Genomic DNA, 19141 nt, shown 5'->3' on the forward strand with positions numbered 1-19141 from the left:
AAATTGTTCCAGGGCTGCTTAAGCAGCCCTTAACTTTACTCCTCGATCTGCCATACAGTGTGAGACTGGGACTGTCAATAAGTCTGAGACTTAACACTAATTGTGCGGCATCGCATCCGGGTCATCGCATTGGACGATATGGACGTCATTGCGCTGGGACGGAGTCCTTCACAGGCCCGGGGTAGCACTGCATCAGTGTGTCAGTGTCCTTACGGCCTGGCGGATTCCCTTCCTGCTAGTCGGGACGCCGCGTATACTCGACCTATTGGTCGACTTTGCGAGTCGCGTGGCCTTGTTTGAGTGGGAATCGTTCCGTTTCGGCGGACAGGACAAGAGTGGCACTCCTTCGTGCGCGGCATCTGGCCCTTTCAATACACGCGGGCCGAGACACCCTTGACCGACGCGCTGTCGAAAGCCCTGCACGAATACAGCGATGGCAATCCTAGCGTGTCAGTGCGCCTGTACGCGAGGGCTCAGATGCGCCTCATCGAGCGGGAGGAATATGGTGGACATGGTGAGGCGTCACTAACCCCCGACCTGCTGAGGCGGGTAAGTGAAGAAGGTCAACTGAGGATGACAGGGCGAATCGCCCGACCCCGTCGACCGCGACCGCCCCACGCCGTGGGTTAATGGTCTAAAGACGCACGTTGACAGCGAGAGGCTCCGGGGGGAGCCTCTCGCCATGGGCGTAGGGAGAATTTTGACCGCGCGGTTTGGCCAGGTTCAAAAGACCATTCGTTCACTTGACTTAATATACGCTAACGTATAAAGTAGCTAGCGTCAGGAGGCGAATAAGATGTCCATGGTTCGACCGAGACGGGCCGATGTCGAAATCATTCGGATGCTTGCCCGGAGTCTACGCAGGTCGCAGACCCAGGTCATTCGCTCGGCGATTGACGCATATCTCGCGTCCTTAGGTGACGAAACCCTTTGCGTGGAGGCGGCCCGACTTAGAGATGCGCACGACCGGACACCCGGCGGCGAGGACGTGGATGTGGATTCCCTAGTCGTTCAGTTTTTTGCCTCCAAAGGGTATCGGGCGCTCCCGGCTGAGACCGGTCTGCCGGTTGATTTCGTGGTTAAAGGCCGGGCTGGGCCTATCTTGGTGGAAGTCAAGACTCGGTCGCATGGCACGATCCGTTACGGAGCGGCGCTTGACCAACTCAGTCGCGTTATGGCCAGTGCGGCGGCGGAATCGGGGATCCTGATCGTGCCTCGCCTTCCGGACCGGTATTGGCAAGGGGCGGCCACGGCGTTGGGAGTGACCATTATGACGTTGGACCAACTAAGACAGGTAGAGGAAGGGGATTAAGACATGCCGCGACATGACTGGAAGCCGTTTGGCAAGAACCGACTGGTCTCTGAACCCTATAAGGGCTACTATCACTTTCGACGTTACCGGTGCCGTGACTGTGGTGCCATCATGATTGACCAGATGGGGAGTGGGCCCATTGTACCCCCGTCGTTACAGGGGGCGAGTCAACTGGTTCTAGAGGGGCCCGATCGTGAGACAATCGCAGACAATCGCTAAGGACATGCATCGTGCCAGCGGCAGCATCGCGCAGCAGGCTCAGGCACTCGCGGAAGCTATGGCGCCCAGCCTTATTCCGTATCCCCCTCAACCATAGGCTACCAATTTTGGGGCTGGCCTTCCGTTCGGTGGGGGTGGTAGGACAGCCCAGCGGGACCGCGTATGGAATCCGCGATTCGGGCAACGAGCTATATGCCGGCCACGCTGCGGACCAAGGTTATCGACTCAGCGCCGTTAGACCACTAGGCAAGAAGGCGGGCCTGTGTGACGGAGTTGCTCGCGTATATTCGTGACAGTGACCGCGCTTTCGTATGCCACACAGACCGGTTCGCCAGCAACTTACGCAGCGGGAGGGGCAGCCACTTACCGGGAGCAGGTGCGTGTGGGGACGACTATATGGGTTGGAACGGCTGGGCATCCGGCGGTGTGGTTGCGCAACGACCGCATACCCAGCGATCGGACTTTAGCCCTGAATTCACAAAGGGGACGGGAAGACATGAGCAAGGAAGACTCTACGGGTTTTTTCGGCACTGACATCGAAACAACTCTAAGATATGACCCAGCAAACCCTGAAGTGTTGCGTTCCGTGGTATGTTTCGCAGACATCATGGGTTTTTCCGACATGATTAAGCAGCAAGGTGGAGGCAATCAGTTGTTGGTCCGTCTCCATAAGGCCTTGAAACCCGAGTATGCTAAATTTCGCTCTCTGACGGCGATTTCATGGATATTGAAGGCGTTCACGGATAACATCGTACTCGGGAAACCCATCTTGGATGATGGCGAAAGGGAAATGGGGTCCACATTACTAGACCTGGCCGCGTATCAATGGAACTTGGTGTCAGAGGGATTCCTTGTAAGAGGAGGAATTGCTGTCGGTGATTTTTACGCCGATGCGGATTTCGCTTTCGGCAACGCCCTCCTTGAAGCCCACGACCTGGAAGCAAATCACGCGCAATATCCACGGATTATCCTAAGCGACTTGGCTGTTGACCTGGTCAAACATCATATGAACTACTATACGGTAGACCAGGCAGATCCCTATACGCGGGAATTAGTGGTAGACAATGATGATGGCAGGTGGTTTGTGAATTATCTATTCACAACACTTGGAGAGGAAGACGAGGGGTATCTGGACGATGCCTATCCACTTCTTCTCACACACAAAGCAGCGGTCGAGTCTAACTTGCAGAAGTTCGCGGGGAATTCGCGCGTGTACGAAAAGTACATGTGGTTAGCGCGGTACCATAACTACTTTTGTAATCAGTTAAGATACACTTGCCGAAAATCGGAGAGCCTGCAGATTGCGGAGGCCGACCCCGGCCCGGGCTTTTCAATACCGCGACGATGCATCCCCTGGACTTGACACAAGACCAACCCACTGCGAACGATGGATTCGTGAATCCCCGTTCTAGGTCGCTGGATCCGTAGGGGGGCCATCTCTTCTGGGCCTCACTCGGCCCGACCTGACTTGTTTCAGAAGAGTATCGTAGGCGGGTAGACGTGCGGCCTCCGCAAATGTGGACGTTCTTCGTGGACCTCGTGGTAACCTTAGAGCGTAGTAGTGAAAGGGGGCTGTCTGCGTGGTGAAACGCGGCTGCGTCCATGGGGAGCAGTTGGTCGCTGAAGCGACGGCCTGTGAGCCGTTCGGCCCGGCATTTCCACGTAAGCTGGTCGCCCGCGCCGACCGGATGGAGGTGTGGGCGAGTGAGTTGGCCTCGGACACCGAAGACTTTACCGAATTCCGCCTAATCAATGCCAGCAACGGAGTGATCGTGGTCCGGGGAATTGACGGTCAGCAGTCGACCCTTGGTGAGGGCGGTTGGCCGACTTCGGTTGGCCTGTGGTCTCAGGTCGCGGTTTTCTGGGATTCTAAATGGACCGGTGTCACCTTTGAGATATCTAACGAAACGTGGGTCCAGAGCATTCTCCCGGCTTGGGGCATCGACCGGTATCGCGTCATGGAAGTGCAGTTTCCGGAAAGCGAAGAGTCGATTGCCAGACAGTGGGATCGCGCGTGGAGTGCCTATCAACATGGACGCTATGCGGACTCCGTGTCGACCCTCCGAGGTGTCTTTAACATGATCAATAAAGCGTTGGGTGCGACCAAACAGCGCCATGTGGCGGATGTGATCGCCGATCGCCATCAGTGGGCACCCGACGACGTACGCCGCCGCTTGTTGGACAACCTTTGGCAATCGTTGAGGGACTGCTTCAATACCGAATTGCATCCAGAGGGCGGCCAACAGCCGGAGTGGACGGCCGCTGACGAGCAATGGCTGCTCGCGCTCGTGAGCAGTTTGGTGCAGTACGTGGGGTGATAGAAGAAGGCAGTCGCGGGTCTATCTCGGCCGGAAGCCGAATTCGACACATTTGGGGTCGTAGTAGGGAGGTAAATGATGTCATTAAAGTATGAAAAGCTGAATCCGGTCACGCTGAGGGACCACTCCGACATCAATGAGCAGTGGGTTAAGGACCGCATTGCGGGAGATCCGGCACTGTTGGGACTGGGGGACCTCATTCTTAAGGATGTGGAGCGTGTTCAACGCGGCCGTCTCGATTTGCTGTTTCAAGAGCCGGAAGGTGTGGGGCGGTACGAGGTGGAGGTCCAGCTCGGGAGATCCGATGAGTCGCACATCATCCGGACGATTGAATACTGGGACATTGAACGGCGACGATACCCCCAGTATGAGCATACCGCCGTGTTGGTGGCGGAGGATATCACGAGCCGCTTCCTGAATGTGATTGGCCTCTTCAACGGATTTATCCCGTTGGTCGCTCTGCAAATGAGCGCATTCGAGTGGGATGGCAAGATCGGATTACATTTCACCAAGGTTTATGACGTCCTGCCGCTTGGATTGACGGGCGAGGACGAAGAAATCCAGGAGCCGACCGATCGGGCTTATTGGGAAAAGCAACGGGGAACCAAAGCAACGGTCGCCCTGACGGATGCTATGTTGGAGTTGATTAACACCCATCTCGACGACCAATTTGAGCTGAGCTATACAAAGTACTACATCGGACTGGCGCAAGATGGCCGAGCCCGTAATTTCGTGGCCTTTAAGCCGCAGAAAACCGGTCGAGTGAGACTGGAAGCGCATATCCCTCGGGATAACGCCGTCGATAGTCAGCTCGACGCCGCCGGTTTGAATAGTCTTGGATACAATGCCCGGGGGCGATACTACGTCGTGTTGGTAGGACGCGAGGATTTGGAATCGTCCAAACCGTCGCGGGCTGCGCTCGTTGAACTCTTCCGACAGTGCTACGATGCCTATGGGCCGAGTTCCGCGTATTAGTGACAGTGACCTTTCGTAACTCTACGGCTACACCGAAGGAGGACTGACCTCTGCCCCACTTGCCTAAACGGCCACCCAGTCATGTCCAAGAAGATCGCTCCCGAAAGGCTCTGGAGTACATTGTGCCGGACGACCTCTTCGTGTTCCGAGGGGGGGAACCTCCTGACTACGGTAGGGATGTAGCACTTGAATTGGTGGCGGACGGTAGCTGGCCAACGGACGTAACGATTCATGGGCAGCTTAAGAGCAAAGCCAGGTCGAAGTACAATAAAGATGGTTCGCTTAGTTATGCGATTGAATTGGCCACTCTAACTTATCTCAGTAACCATCTTCCAAGATCTGTGTGGATTATATACTTAGAAGACGAAAACGAGTTCTTGTGGGCGTGGGTGCATGAAATTCGTCGTCATGTCGAGAACCATGTCGGCCTCATCGAAGACCTTCGGCAAGAAACTGTGACCTATCGGTTCACCCAACGTTTGGACCGGCATGCATTCGAGACCATCTACAAGGATGTGTCTACACGTTACCGGGTGCTGAGTGAGGTCAATGGCTTTTTGGATGAGGCCACAACCGCCGTGCAAATTAGCTATGACCCGGACACCCAAAAGGTCACGGCCGTTAATGCCATCCACCTTGTGAAACAATTCGGCGTTCAGTTAGCTAACATAGGGCAATTTGGCCTCGTCCGCAACTGGGTCAGCATGGTGCCACAGCAGGCTGCTCGTTTAGATATGGAATTCCTTGCAGTTTCGGCATACGTCGCATTTCATGCCGGGGATTATACGACCGCTTGGACAGATGTTCGGGATATTGATGATTCTCAACTTTCGGCGGTCGAATGGGGTCCCATGGTCAGCTTCCTGCGGTTAATCCTCCGATTCTCTCAGGGATTCCTTACTTTAAACAGTTATTATGCCGAACTTTGCGACCTGGAGAACATCAGTCAGGGCACGCCCTTAGGAATCACATTGCGTCTACACCGCCTTCGTCGGGAATTTGTCCAGCTACATTGGGCGCCCGAACCGGGGGATGACACCCGGACAGATGGGATTCTGAAAAGCCTCAGCCAAACGATCGAGTCTGCTCGAAAAGTATCCAATCACCCTGCCCTTATGAACCAGTGCGAAGTTACTTTGGCAGAAGTCTATGTGCAATGCAGTATTCGGGAAGTCACTTCGCTCATGCTGACTGCGAGATTTCTGCCGCGGACAATCGATCTCGAAGCAAGGATGAGATCGGTGAATGAGGGCCTGAAAAAATGGACCAACCGTCTCGTGGATATGGCTTTCGATGACCAATTACCGCTAAGATATCGCGCCAGGGCTCGTCTAGCCCTCGTTCGCGGGGAACTCATGATTATGGCTAACGCGATTGCGGCCAGTGGTGCAGCATTAACACCACCCGAGGTGCGTGAGTTAGAGAGGCAATTGAATTGGGTGCGGACGACGCAGCAAGAACTGACGGCCTTACACGACGTCGACGATCAACTTGAGGCACAGTTATTGGTTGCAGAGCTGCTCAACGCAATCGGGAGACAGAGTGAAGCGCAAATGCTAGCGGAAGAGGTACGGCGGAACTCCGAGCGCAACAGTCTTCGACCAACCGTCGAAAAGGCCCAAACATTTCTGTCCGGCCACACAATTTTCGGGATTATCGATTGGATTAACCGACGACCGTCACAGGACAGCTTATTGCGGGATATGCAAGGGCCGATGAAAAATCTCTACTTACAACACCTCGTCAGGATGGGGTTCAAAGAATCTCAGGCCAGAAGCGATTTGGACTGGCTGATTGCGGATGCCCACGAACGGGATTCGTATTGTCAGCATCTCCATATGGTCGAAGCTCAAGCACCCCGAGCGCAGGACTCACCGCCGCGTCGCAAATACCATTGCAACGTCTACGATTACTACTCGTTATATCCAGGGCATGACCGCGAGAAGCTGCTGAGAGAGTTCAAGGCACAGTGGTGCTTGGGGTGCAACCAACGAAGTCCTAGATCTGCGAAAGAAGGCTAGTGGGCAGGAGAGTCGGCGCATCTATACGGCTCAAAGAATTTTTTGATAAGTCGGGGAATTCCGTTCGGTAAGCCCAGAAGCCGGCGGTGTAGGAGGGTCAGGGGGATGCCATCGTGAGAAAACGAACGACGTCTGATCAGGGGCAACCGAGTCGCCCAGCGGCGTCTCACGCCAAGGGTTTGGGAGTTGCTCGCAGTGGTGCAGAGCTCTTAGCGCGGCTTCAAGAGGCAGGGGGTGTGTTGCGGGTCCCAAATCCCGCGTCTCATTCCCGGGCTCAATGGCGACGGGTGATTCACGCCTTAATCAACGGGCACGACCTGCCGGAGGGCCTGTGCGTGCGTCGTCATACTGGCCGCGATCGCGGCGACCTGGTGATTCGCCTTGTCGACGTCAAGACGTTGCCTAGTCATAGCCCAGATCTTCGTCGTCTGGTGGATGACGGCTATGACATCGAGATTCGGGACTCCAACTTGCTCGTCAAACATGTGCCGTACGTGACCCCTCAGCTGGCGATTGCATATGGGTTATTGGTTTCCGAACTATCAACGAATGGAGCTTCTACCATTAGACCACGAACCCATGAAGTTTGGTTCGTTGGAGAATTTCCCTGCGATAATCATGGGTGCGAGCTAGACCGCGTGATCAATCAGCGGACCGCGACAAACTTTGGAAATGATCTCAGGGCGACTTGCTCCTTTTCGAGTAAGCCACCATCAGGTGCTTACGACAACTACTACAATAAGATGACGGCATATGTTCGGATTCTGTCAGGATTTGCCCGAGCCATTGACTCCACGGTCACGGCGCAAACGTATCCTGCGCATTCCACCACGGCAGAAGAATCGGTCTTCCGGTATTTGGACGCGGCCTCAAGTCGTGCTGGGATCAGCGCAATCAGCGCCAAGTTGATGCAAGGTAAGGTAGCGATTGTTGGACTAGGGGGAACCGGTTCGTACATCTTAGATTTGGTTGCTAAAACGCCCGTCGGGGAAATTCACTTGTACGATGAAGACACCCTGTATGCTCACAATGCCTTTCGGACGCCCGGTGCCACGTCCCTTGATGAGTTGACGAGGATGCCAAAGAACCAAAGAAGGTCGAGTATCTTTTTGCCAAGTATGATCCAATGCACCGCCACGTTATTCCGCATGTGATGCAGATTGCGCCCTCGAACGTGGATGAGCTACGCGGGATGAACTTTGTGTTCCTAGCGCTCGATGGTGGCTCTGCCAAAAGGAGCATTATCGATTATCTGGACAGCCAAGGAATCCCGTTCGTCGATTGCGGCATCGGGGTCTATCGGAAGGATGACTCACTTGGGGGCGTTGTCCGTGTCACCACCAGCACGGATGGACATCGTTCGCATGTAGCCGAAAGGATATCCTTTGGCGATCCGGATGATGACGAATATGATTGGAACATTCAGATCGCAGACTTGAACATGTTAAATGCATCTCTGGCCGTCCTCGAGTGGAAAAAGTTATGGGTTTCTACATCGACCGAAAACACGAATTCTTCAGCTCATATGTTGTTGGACGCAACCAGATGGTGAGTGAGGATCGGGCGGAGTGAAGCAAACAAATCTGGACCATGTGTTCATCGACATGCTGCCTTCCGATCCCGAGGAGGGCAAATTGTACGTTTCCATTCGTTACCGAACAGCCGTCCACCGATGCGCGTGCGGATGTGGGAGCAAGGTTGTTACTCCCATAAGACCTGCGCAGTGGCATTTGCTTTTCGATGGCGACTCAGTGTCGCTTTGGCCCTCGATTGGAAATTGGCAGTTTCCGTGTCGGTCTCATTACTGGATTACGAACAACTCAATCCGATGGGCGGAGCAGTGGAGTGAAGACTAGATTGCGGCAGGACTGGAGCGGGATACACGAGATATTCATCGATACTATGAAAATCGAGAGCGGCAGCTTCCTGTGGTAAATCCATCGCTTGAAGGGGCCTAGAAGTCTGGGAACTGGCTGTCTAGGTTATGGATATGGCTCGTGGGCCGGTAGTTATCGAAAAGTGATCGGCGTTTTGTGTGGGCCGTATCGAATCGGTCTTCCAGCCAGCAACTAGGGTACTTTCCCATTGATGACTGCCGTGCGTGAGGCCCCGCTCGTTCTTAGGCCATCGTGTTGAGTAGTGGGCGAGGTCACCATGTTGAATATAAGCGTGTATACGCGCGCCGAAAGGGTTGATTGCGTGAACAACGACTCATACAGCAAGTACTTCAGTATCTCCGAGAATGAACCTATTTGGGTTAGAGGTATCGTCAAAATGTTTAGGGATCACGAAAACGATATAGATACTACGGCAGGTAAACATAAAAAAAGTGATGAAGTGCTCGGAATACTGGCTCCCGATTTGATAGCGATGGGATACGAAGTCGAGGAATCGAAAAGCCGGAAAATTCCGGTTGGACTGCCCTATTTGAATAGAAAGAAGAACTTCTTCGAAATAGATGCATTGAATCGCGGCGCACATATTGGCGTCGAAATCGAGGCGAGCCGAGCTCAAGGAGGTGGCGCGGCGTTCCGAAATATTATCAGGTTGTCCATGGCCATGGAGATCGACTACGCGGTGTTCGCAGTACCTAAGGAATATCGGTACGGTAAGACGAAAGAAAAACCCTACGATTATATCCGCGACTACCTTCAAGCTATATACGCTGGCGCTCGCCTTCAACTTCCCCTTAAGGGCGTCCTTTTGGTTGGATACTGACTAAGAGCGGTGAGTTCATGGCAACGAGAGGATAGTTGACCACCTCTATATCGACCCGCCCAGGGCGGTGGGGCACGTAATCGTGCTGCGCCGCCGCCGTTCGCCCACTCCATTAAACCCCTTCCTTAGGGAGAATTCTGCACTGCCAACTGTACACGTCACCGACCGAACTAAGACCAAGAAAGGAGACAATCTATGGGTGCGGAACCGCCTCCGGGGAGATGTCGCATGATGAATCAAGGAAAACCTCCGATTATTCGGAGCCGTATTGTCACGATGCTGGTTTTTTACGTGATCGTTGTCCCATTGGAAATTTACATGGGCGGCGCTGCAGGTGCCGTCATCCGCGATGTCGGTACCATTCTGCGCTATTGGTGGATCGGTGTCTTTGCAATACTTGTCCTCCCGTGGGTTATCGAGTCGTGTAAGAGGTGGATCAATCCCCCCCTTTCTCGTCGCTTTCGACATCCCAATACAGTTCCAGCCCCGCTTCTCTATGGCGTGGACCTACCGCATTACGGTCCGCCGTGGGTTGATCGTTTAACGTGAGCGTTACGAGCGAGAGGCTCCGCAAGGAGTCTCTCGCTGTCATTTGGGCAGGAATTTCCAGGCGGTATTGCGAATTGAGCCTACGTTCGCCACAGACGAAGCATAGGTGAAAGCGCATGCGAGTTTCTATGCCACCAAGGCACTAGCAGGAAATGTAGAATGTCTTGTCGAACTAGGGTGTGAGGTGATGAATGGATGGTGGAGGAAGCAAGAAAGGGGAATTCAACGCTAAAGTTCCCCCGGTATTCTCTTGAAGAGGCGACGCTCATTGCCAAGGCGGCGTACGGGCCTTCTGGCGGCGTACCCACGGAAACAATCGCGCATGTTGTTAGCGAATCGGCTAAGAGTTCCTCGTTTTTGCAGAAGCTGGCCGCGGCGAAATATTTCGGTCTCGTACAATCTGAAGGAAAGAAGATTCGGACCACCGAACTGTAGCAAAAGATAGCGCATCCCTTGCCAGAAGAGAATGCAGATGAGGCGTTGCGACAGGCGTTTTTGTCGATAGACCCATTCCGGGAACTGTATGACAACCTACCGCCATCCCAATTTGGCCCCCAACTAATCGAAACGCTCGGTACTCGGTATCTGCGACTAACAGGGGATGCCTTAAATCAGTGTACTTCAGTGTTTTTGAAGTCGGCAGTACATTATGGTGCGCTGACCTCCGTCAGCGCCGATCAGTACGCCAAATCAGAACATGGACGCGAAGTACAAGACCCAAAGACCATGGACAAACAGCTTACCCCGGAGGCATCACCTGCCCCCGTGGGGCAGGTCGTTCTGGGACCTGCACCGGAATTTTCGCCAGTTGTTCACATCAACATGGAAATACACATTTCATCCGACGCGACGGCAGAGCAAGTTGATCAAATTTTTGCAAGCATGCGTAAGCACCTCTTTGGGAGCGTTAATCAGTAAAATGGAGAGCGATAACCGAGTGGAAATGGTGGTTAAGAATTGGCTAATAAAGACACAGTCCTTCCGTGCGGACGTGCCCCTGCTGGGACCACCCGAAGGTGGAGGCATATCAGTCAGTAGCGCCATTATTCCGCGATCACTGAAACCCAAGAAACACACCTACATTGGGCGGATTATCGAGCAGGCAAACGGGTCATATGAAAGTGGATATTATGATGCTTGCAACGTCATGTTGCGGCGCTTGTTAGAGACACTCATTATTGAGGTCTTTGAATCGGCTGGTCAAAGTGAGCTCATTAAGGACTCGGAAGGCAACTTTTTCATGCTAGGTCAATTGGTCGACGCTCTGCTGAAGGGAAAGTGGAACTTGAGTCGTTCCGCCAAGCAGGTCTTGCCCCGTCTTAAGGCCGTTGGAGACAAATCGGCTCACAGTCGGTATTTCGTCGCTCAACGGCAAGACGTGGAAAAGAATGCCCCTGCCATCCGTGACGTTGTACAGGAGCTCCTGTTTGTTAGCGGACTGATCTAACCTTGTTGAATTGCCAGAACCTTCGTCATGGGAACTGAGCCTGGGTTTCTGGTCCTGTCGACTTGAGCCTTGTCCCTTACCGCCGAGCAGCAGTTAGCCACCGAAGAAGGGAAGAAGGCCTCCCACTCAAGCCGATTGGTACCATCCATCAGCCGAGGAACCCGGGATTTTAAGGGGGGCTTCGGAATGGGAATGAAAAAGACCATCCAGAACCGGTCTCGTCGCCCAATGCGGATATTAACACCGCAATGGAACTTAGTCGACGGGTACCCCGTCATAGCGTCTTGGAGGTGGCAAGTAATCCAAGGGCACCGCGACAAGGTTCCGGCGGGCAGTCTAACGGAATAACACGTGAGAACACTGCCCTTTGACGGGTTGGAAGGGCGGAGGCTCGGTCGGCAACAGCAGATACCGCAGCCGTAATGAATGATTCGGTTTCGCGCTATGTCTCGAACGATACTCGCCAAGGTAAGAGGGGAGCCGCTCGCCACCACGGAGCATGCCCAAGAGGGAAATAATCAGGACGAGTACATCGGAAAATCTCGTTGTTGACCTGTCCTTACGCAAAATGAAAGAAGACTACTCTAATAGATTCAAGATCGGGCAGCAATCCCTCAACCAAAGACGAACGGTTGTGGGATGACGAAGATGAGGGAGAGAGTGAACCACCGGCACCGCCCGAACAACAACGATCGGAATAATTGGACGGGGTGCTCGGTCTCGGCTAACTGTAGAGGGCCGGAGGGGTCAGGTATAACGCTATGGCGGCCGTTGGGCAGTCGGATACCAGTCGTGCCGGGAGGAGCGGCCGCCCTAGGGTGAGTGACGAGGAGGTATGGTGTGCATGAACAGTCGAGATCTGCGTGCCGAAGGTTTTTTTTCAATGGCACGCCTTCGATTCGGGGAACCAACGAACCTTGCTACGAGACCTGCCGGACCGGTTCGGTGTCTACGTATTGCGCCACCGAACCGCTTCGTTCAACCGGCGCAACGGGCAATCGGACGTTGCCTACATCGACTCGGCAAGGAATGATGCGGGGGGATTGAGGGAGCGCGTTCGACAATACTTTTCTCCCGAACCTACCCAACGAACTAACCAGCGGATTCACGAGTTGATCATGACCACCTGCGACTACGAGTTGTCTTTCGTAAACGTATTCCAGAAGGATGACGCGCTGACGTGGGAAAACCAGTTGTTGTGCCGCTATCTGAGCGAGCATCTTGACCTACCGCCGGAAAACCGGCGTCTACAACAATGCGCTGAGTGATCTTCCAATACAGTGTTGAGAGGTATGTCATCGGACCCGATGAAGAGCCAAGCCGGCCGCTACTAATCTCAGGACATGCCCGCACGCGATGAGGAACGACTACAATCCGGTGGCTGAGTCGAATTTTGTGAGTCGTACAAGCGGTTGATCGCGTGCAACGGCATGAGAACCGTGCATCGGCGATTCAACGATGCGGAGGCCGAGCAGAACCCATGCGGTGATGCGGAAAGCGTATGCCGCGCAGGTGGGTGCGGCATAACTGCGCAACGAGGTAATCCACCGAGTAGTCATCCAGAAAGCGGGGGATGCATTTGTTTTCGAGCGGTAAACCGATAGCCACCAATGATCAAGATAAGTTGACCCGAGGCATATTCTCCAAAAGACTTGCCGATGCTTTGATGAATTACCAATCGTCTGACTGCTTTGTAGTAGGCCTGTACGGACAATGGGGATCTGGCAAGAGCTCGGTATTGAATCTAATGAAAAACCAACTAGCCCAGAGAAGCAAGCCTGAGAAGCCCATCGTCATGGAGTTTCAGCCATGGATAACGTCGCATCGCGAGGATTTGGTGTCGGATTTTTTAATTCAGTTCGCGACGGTGATGAAGGCTCCAAATACATCCGGGGCGTTAAACGAGCGCGCGCAGCAAGGGCTACCATCTTGCGTAAGAAGGTCTTCTGAGTGAGGTTGTGATCAAGCCCTATTTATAGGTCCATGAGAAGGTCGAAAGCGAAATGGATTAATTAATACGCCGGAAGGGGCTTGTAAGAAAGCGAAAGAGATTTCCCGTGCGCTTCGACCGTCGAAGCGCACGGGAAATCAAGGTTTGTGTGATTCCATTCCGAATGGGATTGTTTATCTGATCCAGATGTCGTTTTGGTGCGTTAGAAAAAAGATCGTTTTCAGCCGTATCATGTTTTGGTACAACCAGTAACATGATTGGCACTGAGTAGCATCATAATCTGGCACTGAAGAGGATGAGGAAGGGCAAAAGTGGGGCGCTATGTCGTCGCAGGCGTTTAAGGGGAAGGGTGGTCGGGCGACCATCGGCCTCTTGTCGTTTCTTACTTTTGGTGCGTTAGAAAAAGATCCACATCTAAGTTCTGTAGTGAAGTTCTGCGCTAACGCCGGGGGAAACCGGCGTTTGGCATTACCCATATGGGCATCGGGTCGGCCCTGCTTTGAAAAAAGGGTGATACAATAGAAAAAAGACTTAAACTGCATCACCTCTTTGAGGAAACCGGGAGGCATTCGGCAGTTTTTTCTATAGCGATTTTTTCGACGTGCGTGGTACATCCGCCGCCACACAATTTGGCCCTAGCTTGGCCCGATGCCGATACCATAACGTGACGCCAATTGGTTATTCGGCAAAGTCCCATGGCAAGTTCAGGACCCAATGTTGGCCGCAGGAGAAGGTGACCGTAGCGGTAGACGTTGAGCGCTGGTCCTGTGCCTCACCTCGCTTTTTCATAATCGTATGCTGGACGCTCACTGGCGGGATTGGCCCGCTCAGGCGAAGGGTGATCTTGACGTCTTCCTGCGGATTTCGGTCGTGCGATAGCTCGGGCAGCAACATCTAACTACTCCAGAGGTCCGAGAATGTCCCTGTCACGAACTGGGTTTGAGAGCCATAATGGCACCGATCTGATCCGTAGAGAGTCCCGCGTCCTTCGTAGCTCGCATATTATTTTTGATGCACATGGGCACTCGACTAGCAAAGGCTGCCGCTAGACTTACTGCGGCCAACATTTGTGGGGCCAGCGGATTGTCTTCGCGAGGAATTTGATGAAAGGCACCTTGGGTTTTGACTAACCTGGGATTGATATCGGCGAAGAACGACTTTACGTCCTGTCTTACGTTCTTCTTCGGCGATTTTGTTCAGGATTTGCTCTTTGATGTTCTCGATTCTTGAAACGCTCCTTACTGTGGGTATTGATGAGCTTCGTTATAGTGTCCGTAGAGGGGGCTAGACAATACTCGAGAGCCGTCAGTATCCCAAGTTATAATTTATCACTATACTGTTATAAACAGACTGATGTAAAATACAGTATAATACTAGCGACGCTGATACATTATTGATTGGGCACTGCATATCGGATAGTTTGGCGGTACACTAGACACGTTGGTTCTGAGATGCTTGAGGAAAGTCAAGGGATGACACCTTGAGGGACGTCGTCGAGTATGTGACGGACATGTAGGGGGAATTCTGTGGAATATCAAGAGCGTTCACACGTATGGAGCCGAGAACAGTTGTCGCGTACATTAAGTGGCAATCGGGAGGAATGGATGCCGCGTGAACCGGTGATTGAGGCACTTTCTCCTCACCCTGGTGAGATTTGGGCCGATGTCGGTGCGGGACTGGGATGGTTGTCCCTACCGTTGGCGCAAGCGGTCGGTGAAAATGGGAAAGTGTGGGCCATTGATCCGAGCGGCGAGGCGGTTCATGCGCTAGCGGACGATGCGCGTAGCCGGAACTTGCATCAAATAATCTCCCTCGAAGCATATGCCGAAAAGATCCCTGTGGCTGATGGCACTGTGGATGGGGTCGTGTGGCATACCGTAGCCCTACACATGGGCGATCGTGTTCGAGCGATGGGAGAGACCTATCGCATGCTGAAGTCGGGTGGCCGATGGGTGATTGTCGATTGGAAATTGATAGAGACGCCTGCAGGCCCTCCCTTAGAACGGCGCGTCAGTGCGGAAGCGATTGTTCCAGACGCGATAAAATGGGGATTTCGTCTGGTGGAATCATTTGATCCCGGACCGGTTACGTGGGGATTGGTGTGGCAAAAGCCCTAAGAGCCACGATACGGCGGGTCGAGGAGACAAGGCAGGCCGTTTCGGTCGGGTGCAGTATCTGTAGCCACCAATGCGTCTCAAGGAGGGACCCTAGGATCGCGACGAGTGTTTGAGGACAATAAACAAGCCGTGAAAGGAGGATGTCGGTGAATCTATTCAGGCTGTTGCAACATCCGGCGGGGTTGTTGGACCTGACGGCGGATGCGGTAGAGAACCAACTGTCGCAGGGTCCGGTCATCATCGACGTGCGGACGGCTCGGGAATATGCTCAAGGGCACATTCCCGGGGCAATATCGATACCGCTGGGTCACGAGCAGGATATTGCCCAAAAATGGTCCAGAGACACCCATGTGATTCTTATTTGTAAGACCGGACATCGGAGTCAAGCGGCCGCTGCAACACTTCTCAAATTGGGATTTCAACATGTCTCTCACTTAAAAGGCGGGATGGACGCTTGGCGTCAATCGCGTAAACCCACCACATCTTAGTGAGGTGTGGGGGTTCGTGAGGGTTGGGTTTCCTCCCATAGGTCCAGAAAGCTCTGTAGAGACTGTACGCGTAGGGTGATATCCTCTGTCCATTCGTCAAGAAGCGCACGACCTTGGCCCGTCAGTTGGTATACGCGAACAGGGGCTCCGGTGTCTTCTGAAATCCAGGTAGATACCACCGCTCCATCCGCCTCTAAACGGCGTAACAACCGATAAACGTGCCCGTCGTCGACCGTCCAGATGGAGGGTAATAGGGATTTGAGGCGGCTGATCACGGCCCCGCCGTATAAGGACTCTTGCGCAATAACGAGAAGAATAAACGCTTCGAGATGTTTCCCGGTTTGATAGTTCTTAGTGTTCGCCACATGAGTACTCCTTATCGACGTAATGTGTGGCTCGACGCCATAAAAGGCTATTAGTGTACGCGATTTATGGCGTCTCGCTGGTTTTTTGATGCCTTAGTTGTTCTGAATCCGGTGCAGTCAGGGTCCATAAGCCAATGAATCCGATGATTACAGCAGCGGCAAACGCACCGCGAAAGCCCCAATCAAACCATAGGGGATATAGCGTGTTGGAATGACTCGGGCTCGGTCCGAGACCATGAAATATCCATGTGACCGATAGTAAAATGGAGGCTAAGGAGACGCCGACTGCCCGGCCTAAATTTCGTTGGGTGGCCAATAGGCTGGAGGCAAGACCCGTATCACCGGAGCCTACAGAGCTTAAGACGGCTGAATTATTAGGAGAGGAGTATAATCCTGCCCCGGCGCCGACGATGGCGAGAATAACCCACACTTCCCATAGCGATGCGTGGCGGGGAAGGAGTGCAAATAACGCAGAGGCGATCATCAGGAGACCCAAACCCACACGACCGGCAGGGAGTACCCCGGAACGGTCCAGCCAACGTCCTCCTAAAGGTGACACGATGATCATGGTCAGTGCTTGCGGAACAAGGCTCACTCCGATGAGACTCACGGGTAGGTGAAGTTCATAACGGAGATAAAAGGGCAGGAGAAATGAAGGAAACATCATCAGTACCCAATAGGCCATGCCTGAAATGAGATTTTTTGAGAACGGGGCAATGCGGAAGAGCCGTAAAGGAATGAGCGGTTGGCCGCGACGATTTTCCCAGCGAATGAAGCCCCACACTGCCGGTATTTCCAATACAAAGAGGCTCATCCCCCACACTCGATGCCAGTTAGCCAGACCAAATTGAAGAAGCGAGGTGAGAACCATAAACCACACAGCGCCTGTCCAGTCTAACGTTTTGAGCTCAGACCCGGCGTCGGGAGCAAACCGGGGCAGATAGTGCCACGAACCCCACAATCCCCAAAGGCCAATGGGAACATTGATCCAAAAGATACTCCGCCATCCTAACCAGGCCGTGAGAAGACCGCCGAGCGGCGGTCCAGCCAATGTGCCAGCTGCCACCACGGAGCCAATCATGCCTAAAGCTTGTCCTCGCTTTTCCACAGGAAAGACCAAAGCGATGATAGCCATGACATTGGCCATAATGGTGGCGCCGCCCAGCGCCTGAAATCCTCGCGCTAAGACTAATACCCCAAAGGTCGGCGCGAGGGCGCTGAAGATAGAGCCAGTAATAAAGGCAGCAATACCCACCAAGAAGACCTCACGACGACCTAATGCATCGGCAAGCCGGCCTGTCACCGGGAGCAGCCCGGTAATGACTAAAAGGTAGGCAGTGATCACCCATTGCAGGGTCTCAATGGACAAGGCAAATTGATGTTGCAGAACAGGTAGCGCCACGTTGACGACACTGGAATCCAAATTCACCATAAAGGTACCGGTGGTGGCGGCCGCAAAGCTCAGCCAAAGTGCGCGACCACTAAGCTCCATCGATCGTTTGGGGGCGCGTTCGGGCACATGATGAATGGGCGATCCAGGCATTGGTGATGTCTATCCTTCCATACAGTCCTCAAAGTAGTGCCGCCCCCGAAGGGACGGCGTGCAATGGCGAATCGAGAAAGAGGGATTGTCGTCGTATCCGCTGAAACTTATCGACGACTTCCGAAGGCGGCCATTCGCTCACGCACCTCTTCAATAGCTGCGCTAGGAAGCTCCTTAGCACCACCAATAGCCTTGGCTTGAATGACAAGTTCTGCGGTTTCGTCTAAGGTTGCCAACAAGCGCGCCGTATTCATCGGATCTTGATGGAACACCAACGCTCCATGATTAGCCATCATGATAGCGGGCAAGCCGGGATGTTTCTCTACAATATCAATGATGCCGTTCACGGACTTTTCGGAACCGCGCGGGGCCCAAGGAACTACCGGTACGGGTTCGGTCACGCCAAATCGCAAGAGTGGTTCGTAGACTAGCGGGATGGGCTGATTGGCAACGGCAAACACCGTGACATGGGGTGCGTGTGTGTGAATGACCGCTCCCACACTCGACCGAGCCTTGTAGACGCGGGTGTGCATTTGAATAATTTCTTGCATCGTCGGGTCCATGGATTCTCCGTTGACGATGTTGCCGTTTAAGTCGAGAATCGCCAAATCATCGGTGGATAGATTGGCAATTGATCCCCCACGGGTCATCAATATGTGTTGATCGTCGATTCGAGCAGAAAGATTAGCGTGTTCGCCTCGGAACAGCATTCCGGATTGGGCGAGTAAATGGGCGGCATTGACGATTTGTCGGCGTGCATCGCTTTCTTGCATAACATAATTCCCCCTTGTAATTCATCACGGTATCGCGTTTATTTTGTCCGTTCAGTATCAAAACTATCGTTAATCTAATTACAGTATACTGCAATTATCAGTTATATGCAATGCCGGTAATTCAATTCAGTGCTGCGGTGTAATTCGGGGTCGGTAGGATGGTGTGTCGTATCAGAAGGACCCGGGTAGAGAAAATAATGCTTCGAGCACGGCGACGGGAACGTCAGCAGGCGGGGCGGCGAATGTCATGCTCGCGAGCCCAGCCGCCGTGGTTGATGGTTCCCCGGATGATGGCTGTAGTGCCGCAGGAGTCCCTGACTGATCTCCTGCTCCATCAGAGTATAG

General features: G+C 53.4%; 22 protein-coding genes. 19 read left to right on the top strand and 3 right to left on the bottom strand.

The genetic code is table 11. The features are described 5' to 3' along the window. From ACOJWD_RS08665 to ACOJWD_RS08755, 19 genes are all read left to right on the top strand, one after another. On the top strand, positions 1 to 185 hold a 185-nt coding region (locus ACOJWD_RS08665), incomplete at its 5' end, for a hypothetical protein (RefSeq protein ID WP_486992827.1). A 163-nt stretch (positions 186 to 348) separates the two neighbouring features. Further along, positions 349 to 630, top strand: coding sequence for a hypothetical protein (locus tag ACOJWD_RS08670; RefSeq protein WP_486992828.1), 282 nt, complete (start codon positions 349 to 351; stop codon positions 628 to 630). A gap of 166 nt (positions 631 to 796) precedes the next feature. Then, a complete protein-coding gene (locus tag ACOJWD_RS08675; protein ID WP_486992829.1) occupies positions 797 to 1312 on the top strand; it encodes a hypothetical protein in 516 nt (171 codons plus the stop codon). 3 nt (positions 1313 to 1315) lie between these two features. Then, positions 1316 to 1531, top strand: a complete 216-nt coding sequence (locus tag ACOJWD_RS08680; RefSeq protein WP_486992830.1) for a hypothetical protein — start codon at positions 1316 to 1318, stop codon at positions 1529 to 1531. A 496-nt stretch (positions 1532 to 2027) separates the two neighbouring features. Next, positions 2028 to 2894, top strand: coding sequence for a hypothetical protein (locus ACOJWD_RS08685; protein ID WP_486992831.1), 867 nt, complete (start codon positions 2028 to 2030; stop codon positions 2892 to 2894). A 220-nt stretch (positions 2895 to 3114) separates the two neighbouring features. Next, complete coding sequence (locus ACOJWD_RS08690; RefSeq protein ID WP_486992832.1) at positions 3115 to 3849, top strand: hypothetical protein; 735 nt, start codon at positions 3115 to 3117, stop codon at positions 3847 to 3849. Between the two features lie 78 nt (positions 3850 to 3927). Further along, on the top strand, positions 3928 to 4824 hold the full coding sequence (locus ACOJWD_RS08695) for a hypothetical protein (protein ID WP_486992833.1): 897 nt from the start codon (positions 3928 to 3930) through the stop codon (positions 4822 to 4824). 59 nt (positions 4825 to 4883) lie between these two features. After that, positions 4884 to 6845: a DUF4365 domain-containing protein gene (locus ACOJWD_RS08700; RefSeq protein WP_486992834.1), complete on the top strand. Its 1962-nt coding sequence runs from the start codon at positions 4884 to 4886 to the stop codon at positions 6843 to 6845. A 113-nt stretch (positions 6846 to 6958) separates the two neighbouring features. Next, positions 6959 to 7999: a DUF6791 domain-containing protein gene (locus tag ACOJWD_RS08705; protein WP_486992835.1), complete on the top strand. Its 1041-nt coding sequence runs from the start codon at positions 6959 to 6961 to the stop codon at positions 7997 to 7999. Between the two features lie 38 nt (positions 8000 to 8037). Then, positions 8038 to 8397, top strand: a complete 360-nt coding sequence (locus tag ACOJWD_RS08710) for a hypothetical protein (RefSeq protein ID WP_486992836.1) — start codon at positions 8038 to 8040, stop codon at positions 8395 to 8397. A gap of 52 nt (positions 8398 to 8449) precedes the next feature. Then, on the top strand, positions 8450 to 8701 hold the full coding sequence (locus ACOJWD_RS08715) for a ubiquitination-like system serine protease family protein (protein ID WP_486992865.1): 252 nt from the start codon (positions 8450 to 8452) through the stop codon (positions 8699 to 8701). A gap of 298 nt (positions 8702 to 8999) precedes the next feature. Continuing rightward, positions 9000 to 9563 (top strand): hypothetical protein, encoded by a 564-nt coding sequence (locus tag ACOJWD_RS08720; RefSeq protein WP_486992837.1) that lies wholly within the window; start codon positions 9000 to 9002, stop codon positions 9561 to 9563. 228 nt (positions 9564 to 9791) lie between these two features. After that, positions 9792 to 10112, top strand: a complete 321-nt coding sequence (locus tag ACOJWD_RS08725; protein ID WP_486992838.1) for a hypothetical protein — start codon at positions 9792 to 9794, stop codon at positions 10110 to 10112. A gap of 195 nt (positions 10113 to 10307) precedes the next feature. Next, positions 10308 to 10547 (top strand): hypothetical protein, encoded by a 240-nt coding sequence (locus ACOJWD_RS08730; protein WP_486992839.1) that lies wholly within the window; start codon positions 10308 to 10310, stop codon positions 10545 to 10547. Between the two features lie 18 nt (positions 10548 to 10565). Beyond that, on the top strand, positions 10566 to 11030 hold the full coding sequence (locus ACOJWD_RS08735) for a hypothetical protein (protein ID WP_486992840.1): 465 nt from the start codon (positions 10566 to 10568) through the stop codon (positions 11028 to 11030). A 19-nt stretch (positions 11031 to 11049) separates the two neighbouring features. Further along, positions 11050 to 11559: a hypothetical protein gene (locus ACOJWD_RS08740; protein ID WP_486992841.1), complete on the top strand. Its 510-nt coding sequence runs from the start codon at positions 11050 to 11052 to the stop codon at positions 11557 to 11559. A 1573-nt stretch (positions 11560 to 13132) separates the two neighbouring features. Beyond that, positions 13133 to 13513, top strand: a complete 381-nt coding sequence (locus tag ACOJWD_RS08745; protein WP_486992842.1) for a P-loop NTPase fold protein — start codon at positions 13133 to 13135, stop codon at positions 13511 to 13513. A 1523-nt stretch (positions 13514 to 15036) separates the two neighbouring features. Continuing rightward, the gene (locus ACOJWD_RS08750; protein WP_486992843.1) at positions 15037 to 15627 is read left to right on the top strand and encodes a class I SAM-dependent methyltransferase; all 591 of its coding nucleotides are present in this window, start codon (positions 15037 to 15039) and stop codon (positions 15625 to 15627) included. Positions 15628 to 15773: 146 nt separating this feature from the next. Continuing rightward, a complete protein-coding gene (locus tag ACOJWD_RS08755; protein ID WP_486992844.1) occupies positions 15774 to 16115 on the top strand; it encodes a rhodanese-like domain-containing protein in 342 nt (113 codons plus the stop codon). On the opposite strand, the gene ACOJWD_RS08760 is transcribed toward ACOJWD_RS08755, so the two are convergent. The 3 genes from ACOJWD_RS08760 to ACOJWD_RS08770 all read right to left on the bottom strand — a co-directional run bounded on the left by ACOJWD_RS08760 (position 16112) and on the right by ACOJWD_RS08770 (position 18796). Then, positions 16112 to 16480, bottom strand: coding sequence for a PadR family transcriptional regulator (locus tag ACOJWD_RS08760; protein ID WP_486992845.1), 369 nt, complete (start codon positions 16478 to 16480; stop codon positions 16112 to 16114). The two genes, ACOJWD_RS08755 and ACOJWD_RS08760, sit on opposite strands and share 4 nt — an antisense overlap. A gap of 64 nt (positions 16481 to 16544) precedes the next feature. Continuing rightward, positions 16545 to 18023, bottom strand: coding sequence for an MFS transporter (locus ACOJWD_RS08765; protein WP_486992846.1), 1479 nt, complete (start codon positions 18021 to 18023; stop codon positions 16545 to 16547). A 107-nt stretch (positions 18024 to 18130) separates the two neighbouring features. Further along, positions 18131 to 18796: a class II aldolase/adducin family protein gene (locus ACOJWD_RS08770; protein WP_486992847.1), complete on the bottom strand. Its 666-nt coding sequence runs from the start codon at positions 18794 to 18796 to the stop codon at positions 18131 to 18133. Between the last annotated feature and the right edge of the window lie 345 nt (positions 18797 to 19141).

The sequence above is a fragment of the Sulfobacillus sp. TH-112 genome, assembly GCF_057473405.1.

Coding starts and splice junctions, on each gene's coding strand:
- ACOJWD_RS08675 (WP_486992829.1), top strand. CDS start 797: ATGTCCATGGTTCGACCGAGACGGGCCGATGTCGAAATCATTCGGATG.
- ACOJWD_RS08680 (WP_486992830.1), top strand. CDS start 1,316: ATGCCGCGACATGACTGGAAGCCGTTTGGCAAGAACCGACTGGTCTCT.
- ACOJWD_RS08685 (WP_486992831.1), top strand. CDS start 2,028: ATGAGCAAGGAAGACTCTACGGGTTTTTTCGGCACTGACATCGAAACA.
- ACOJWD_RS08695 (WP_486992833.1), top strand. CDS start 3,928: ATGTCATTAAAGTATGAAAAGCTGAATCCGGTCACGCTGAGGGACCAC.
- ACOJWD_RS08710 (WP_486992836.1), top strand. CDS start 8,038: ATGAACTTTGTGTTCCTAGCGCTCGATGGTGGCTCTGCCAAAAGGAGC.
- ACOJWD_RS08715 (WP_486992865.1), top strand. CDS start 8,450: ATGCTGCCTTCCGATCCCGAGGAGGGCAAATTGTACGTTTCCATTCGT.
- ACOJWD_RS08720 (WP_486992837.1), top strand. CDS start 9,000: ATGTTGAATATAAGCGTGTATACGCGCGCCGAAAGGGTTGATTGCGTG.
- ACOJWD_RS08725 (WP_486992838.1), top strand. CDS start 9,792: ATGATGAATCAAGGAAAACCTCCGATTATTCGGAGCCGTATTGTCACG.
- ACOJWD_RS08730 (WP_486992839.1), top strand. CDS start 10,308: ATGGTGGAGGAAGCAAGAAAGGGGAATTCAACGCTAAAGTTCCCCCGG.
- ACOJWD_RS08745 (WP_486992842.1), top strand. CDS start 13,133: ATGCATTTGTTTTCGAGCGGTAAACCGATAGCCACCAATGATCAAGAT.
- ACOJWD_RS08765 (WP_486992846.1), bottom strand. CDS start 18,023: ATGCCTGGATCGCCCATTCATCATGTGCCCGAACGCGCCCCCAAACGA.
- ACOJWD_RS08770 (WP_486992847.1), bottom strand. CDS start 18,796: ATGCAAGAAAGCGATGCACGCCGACAAATCGTCAATGCCGCCCATTTA.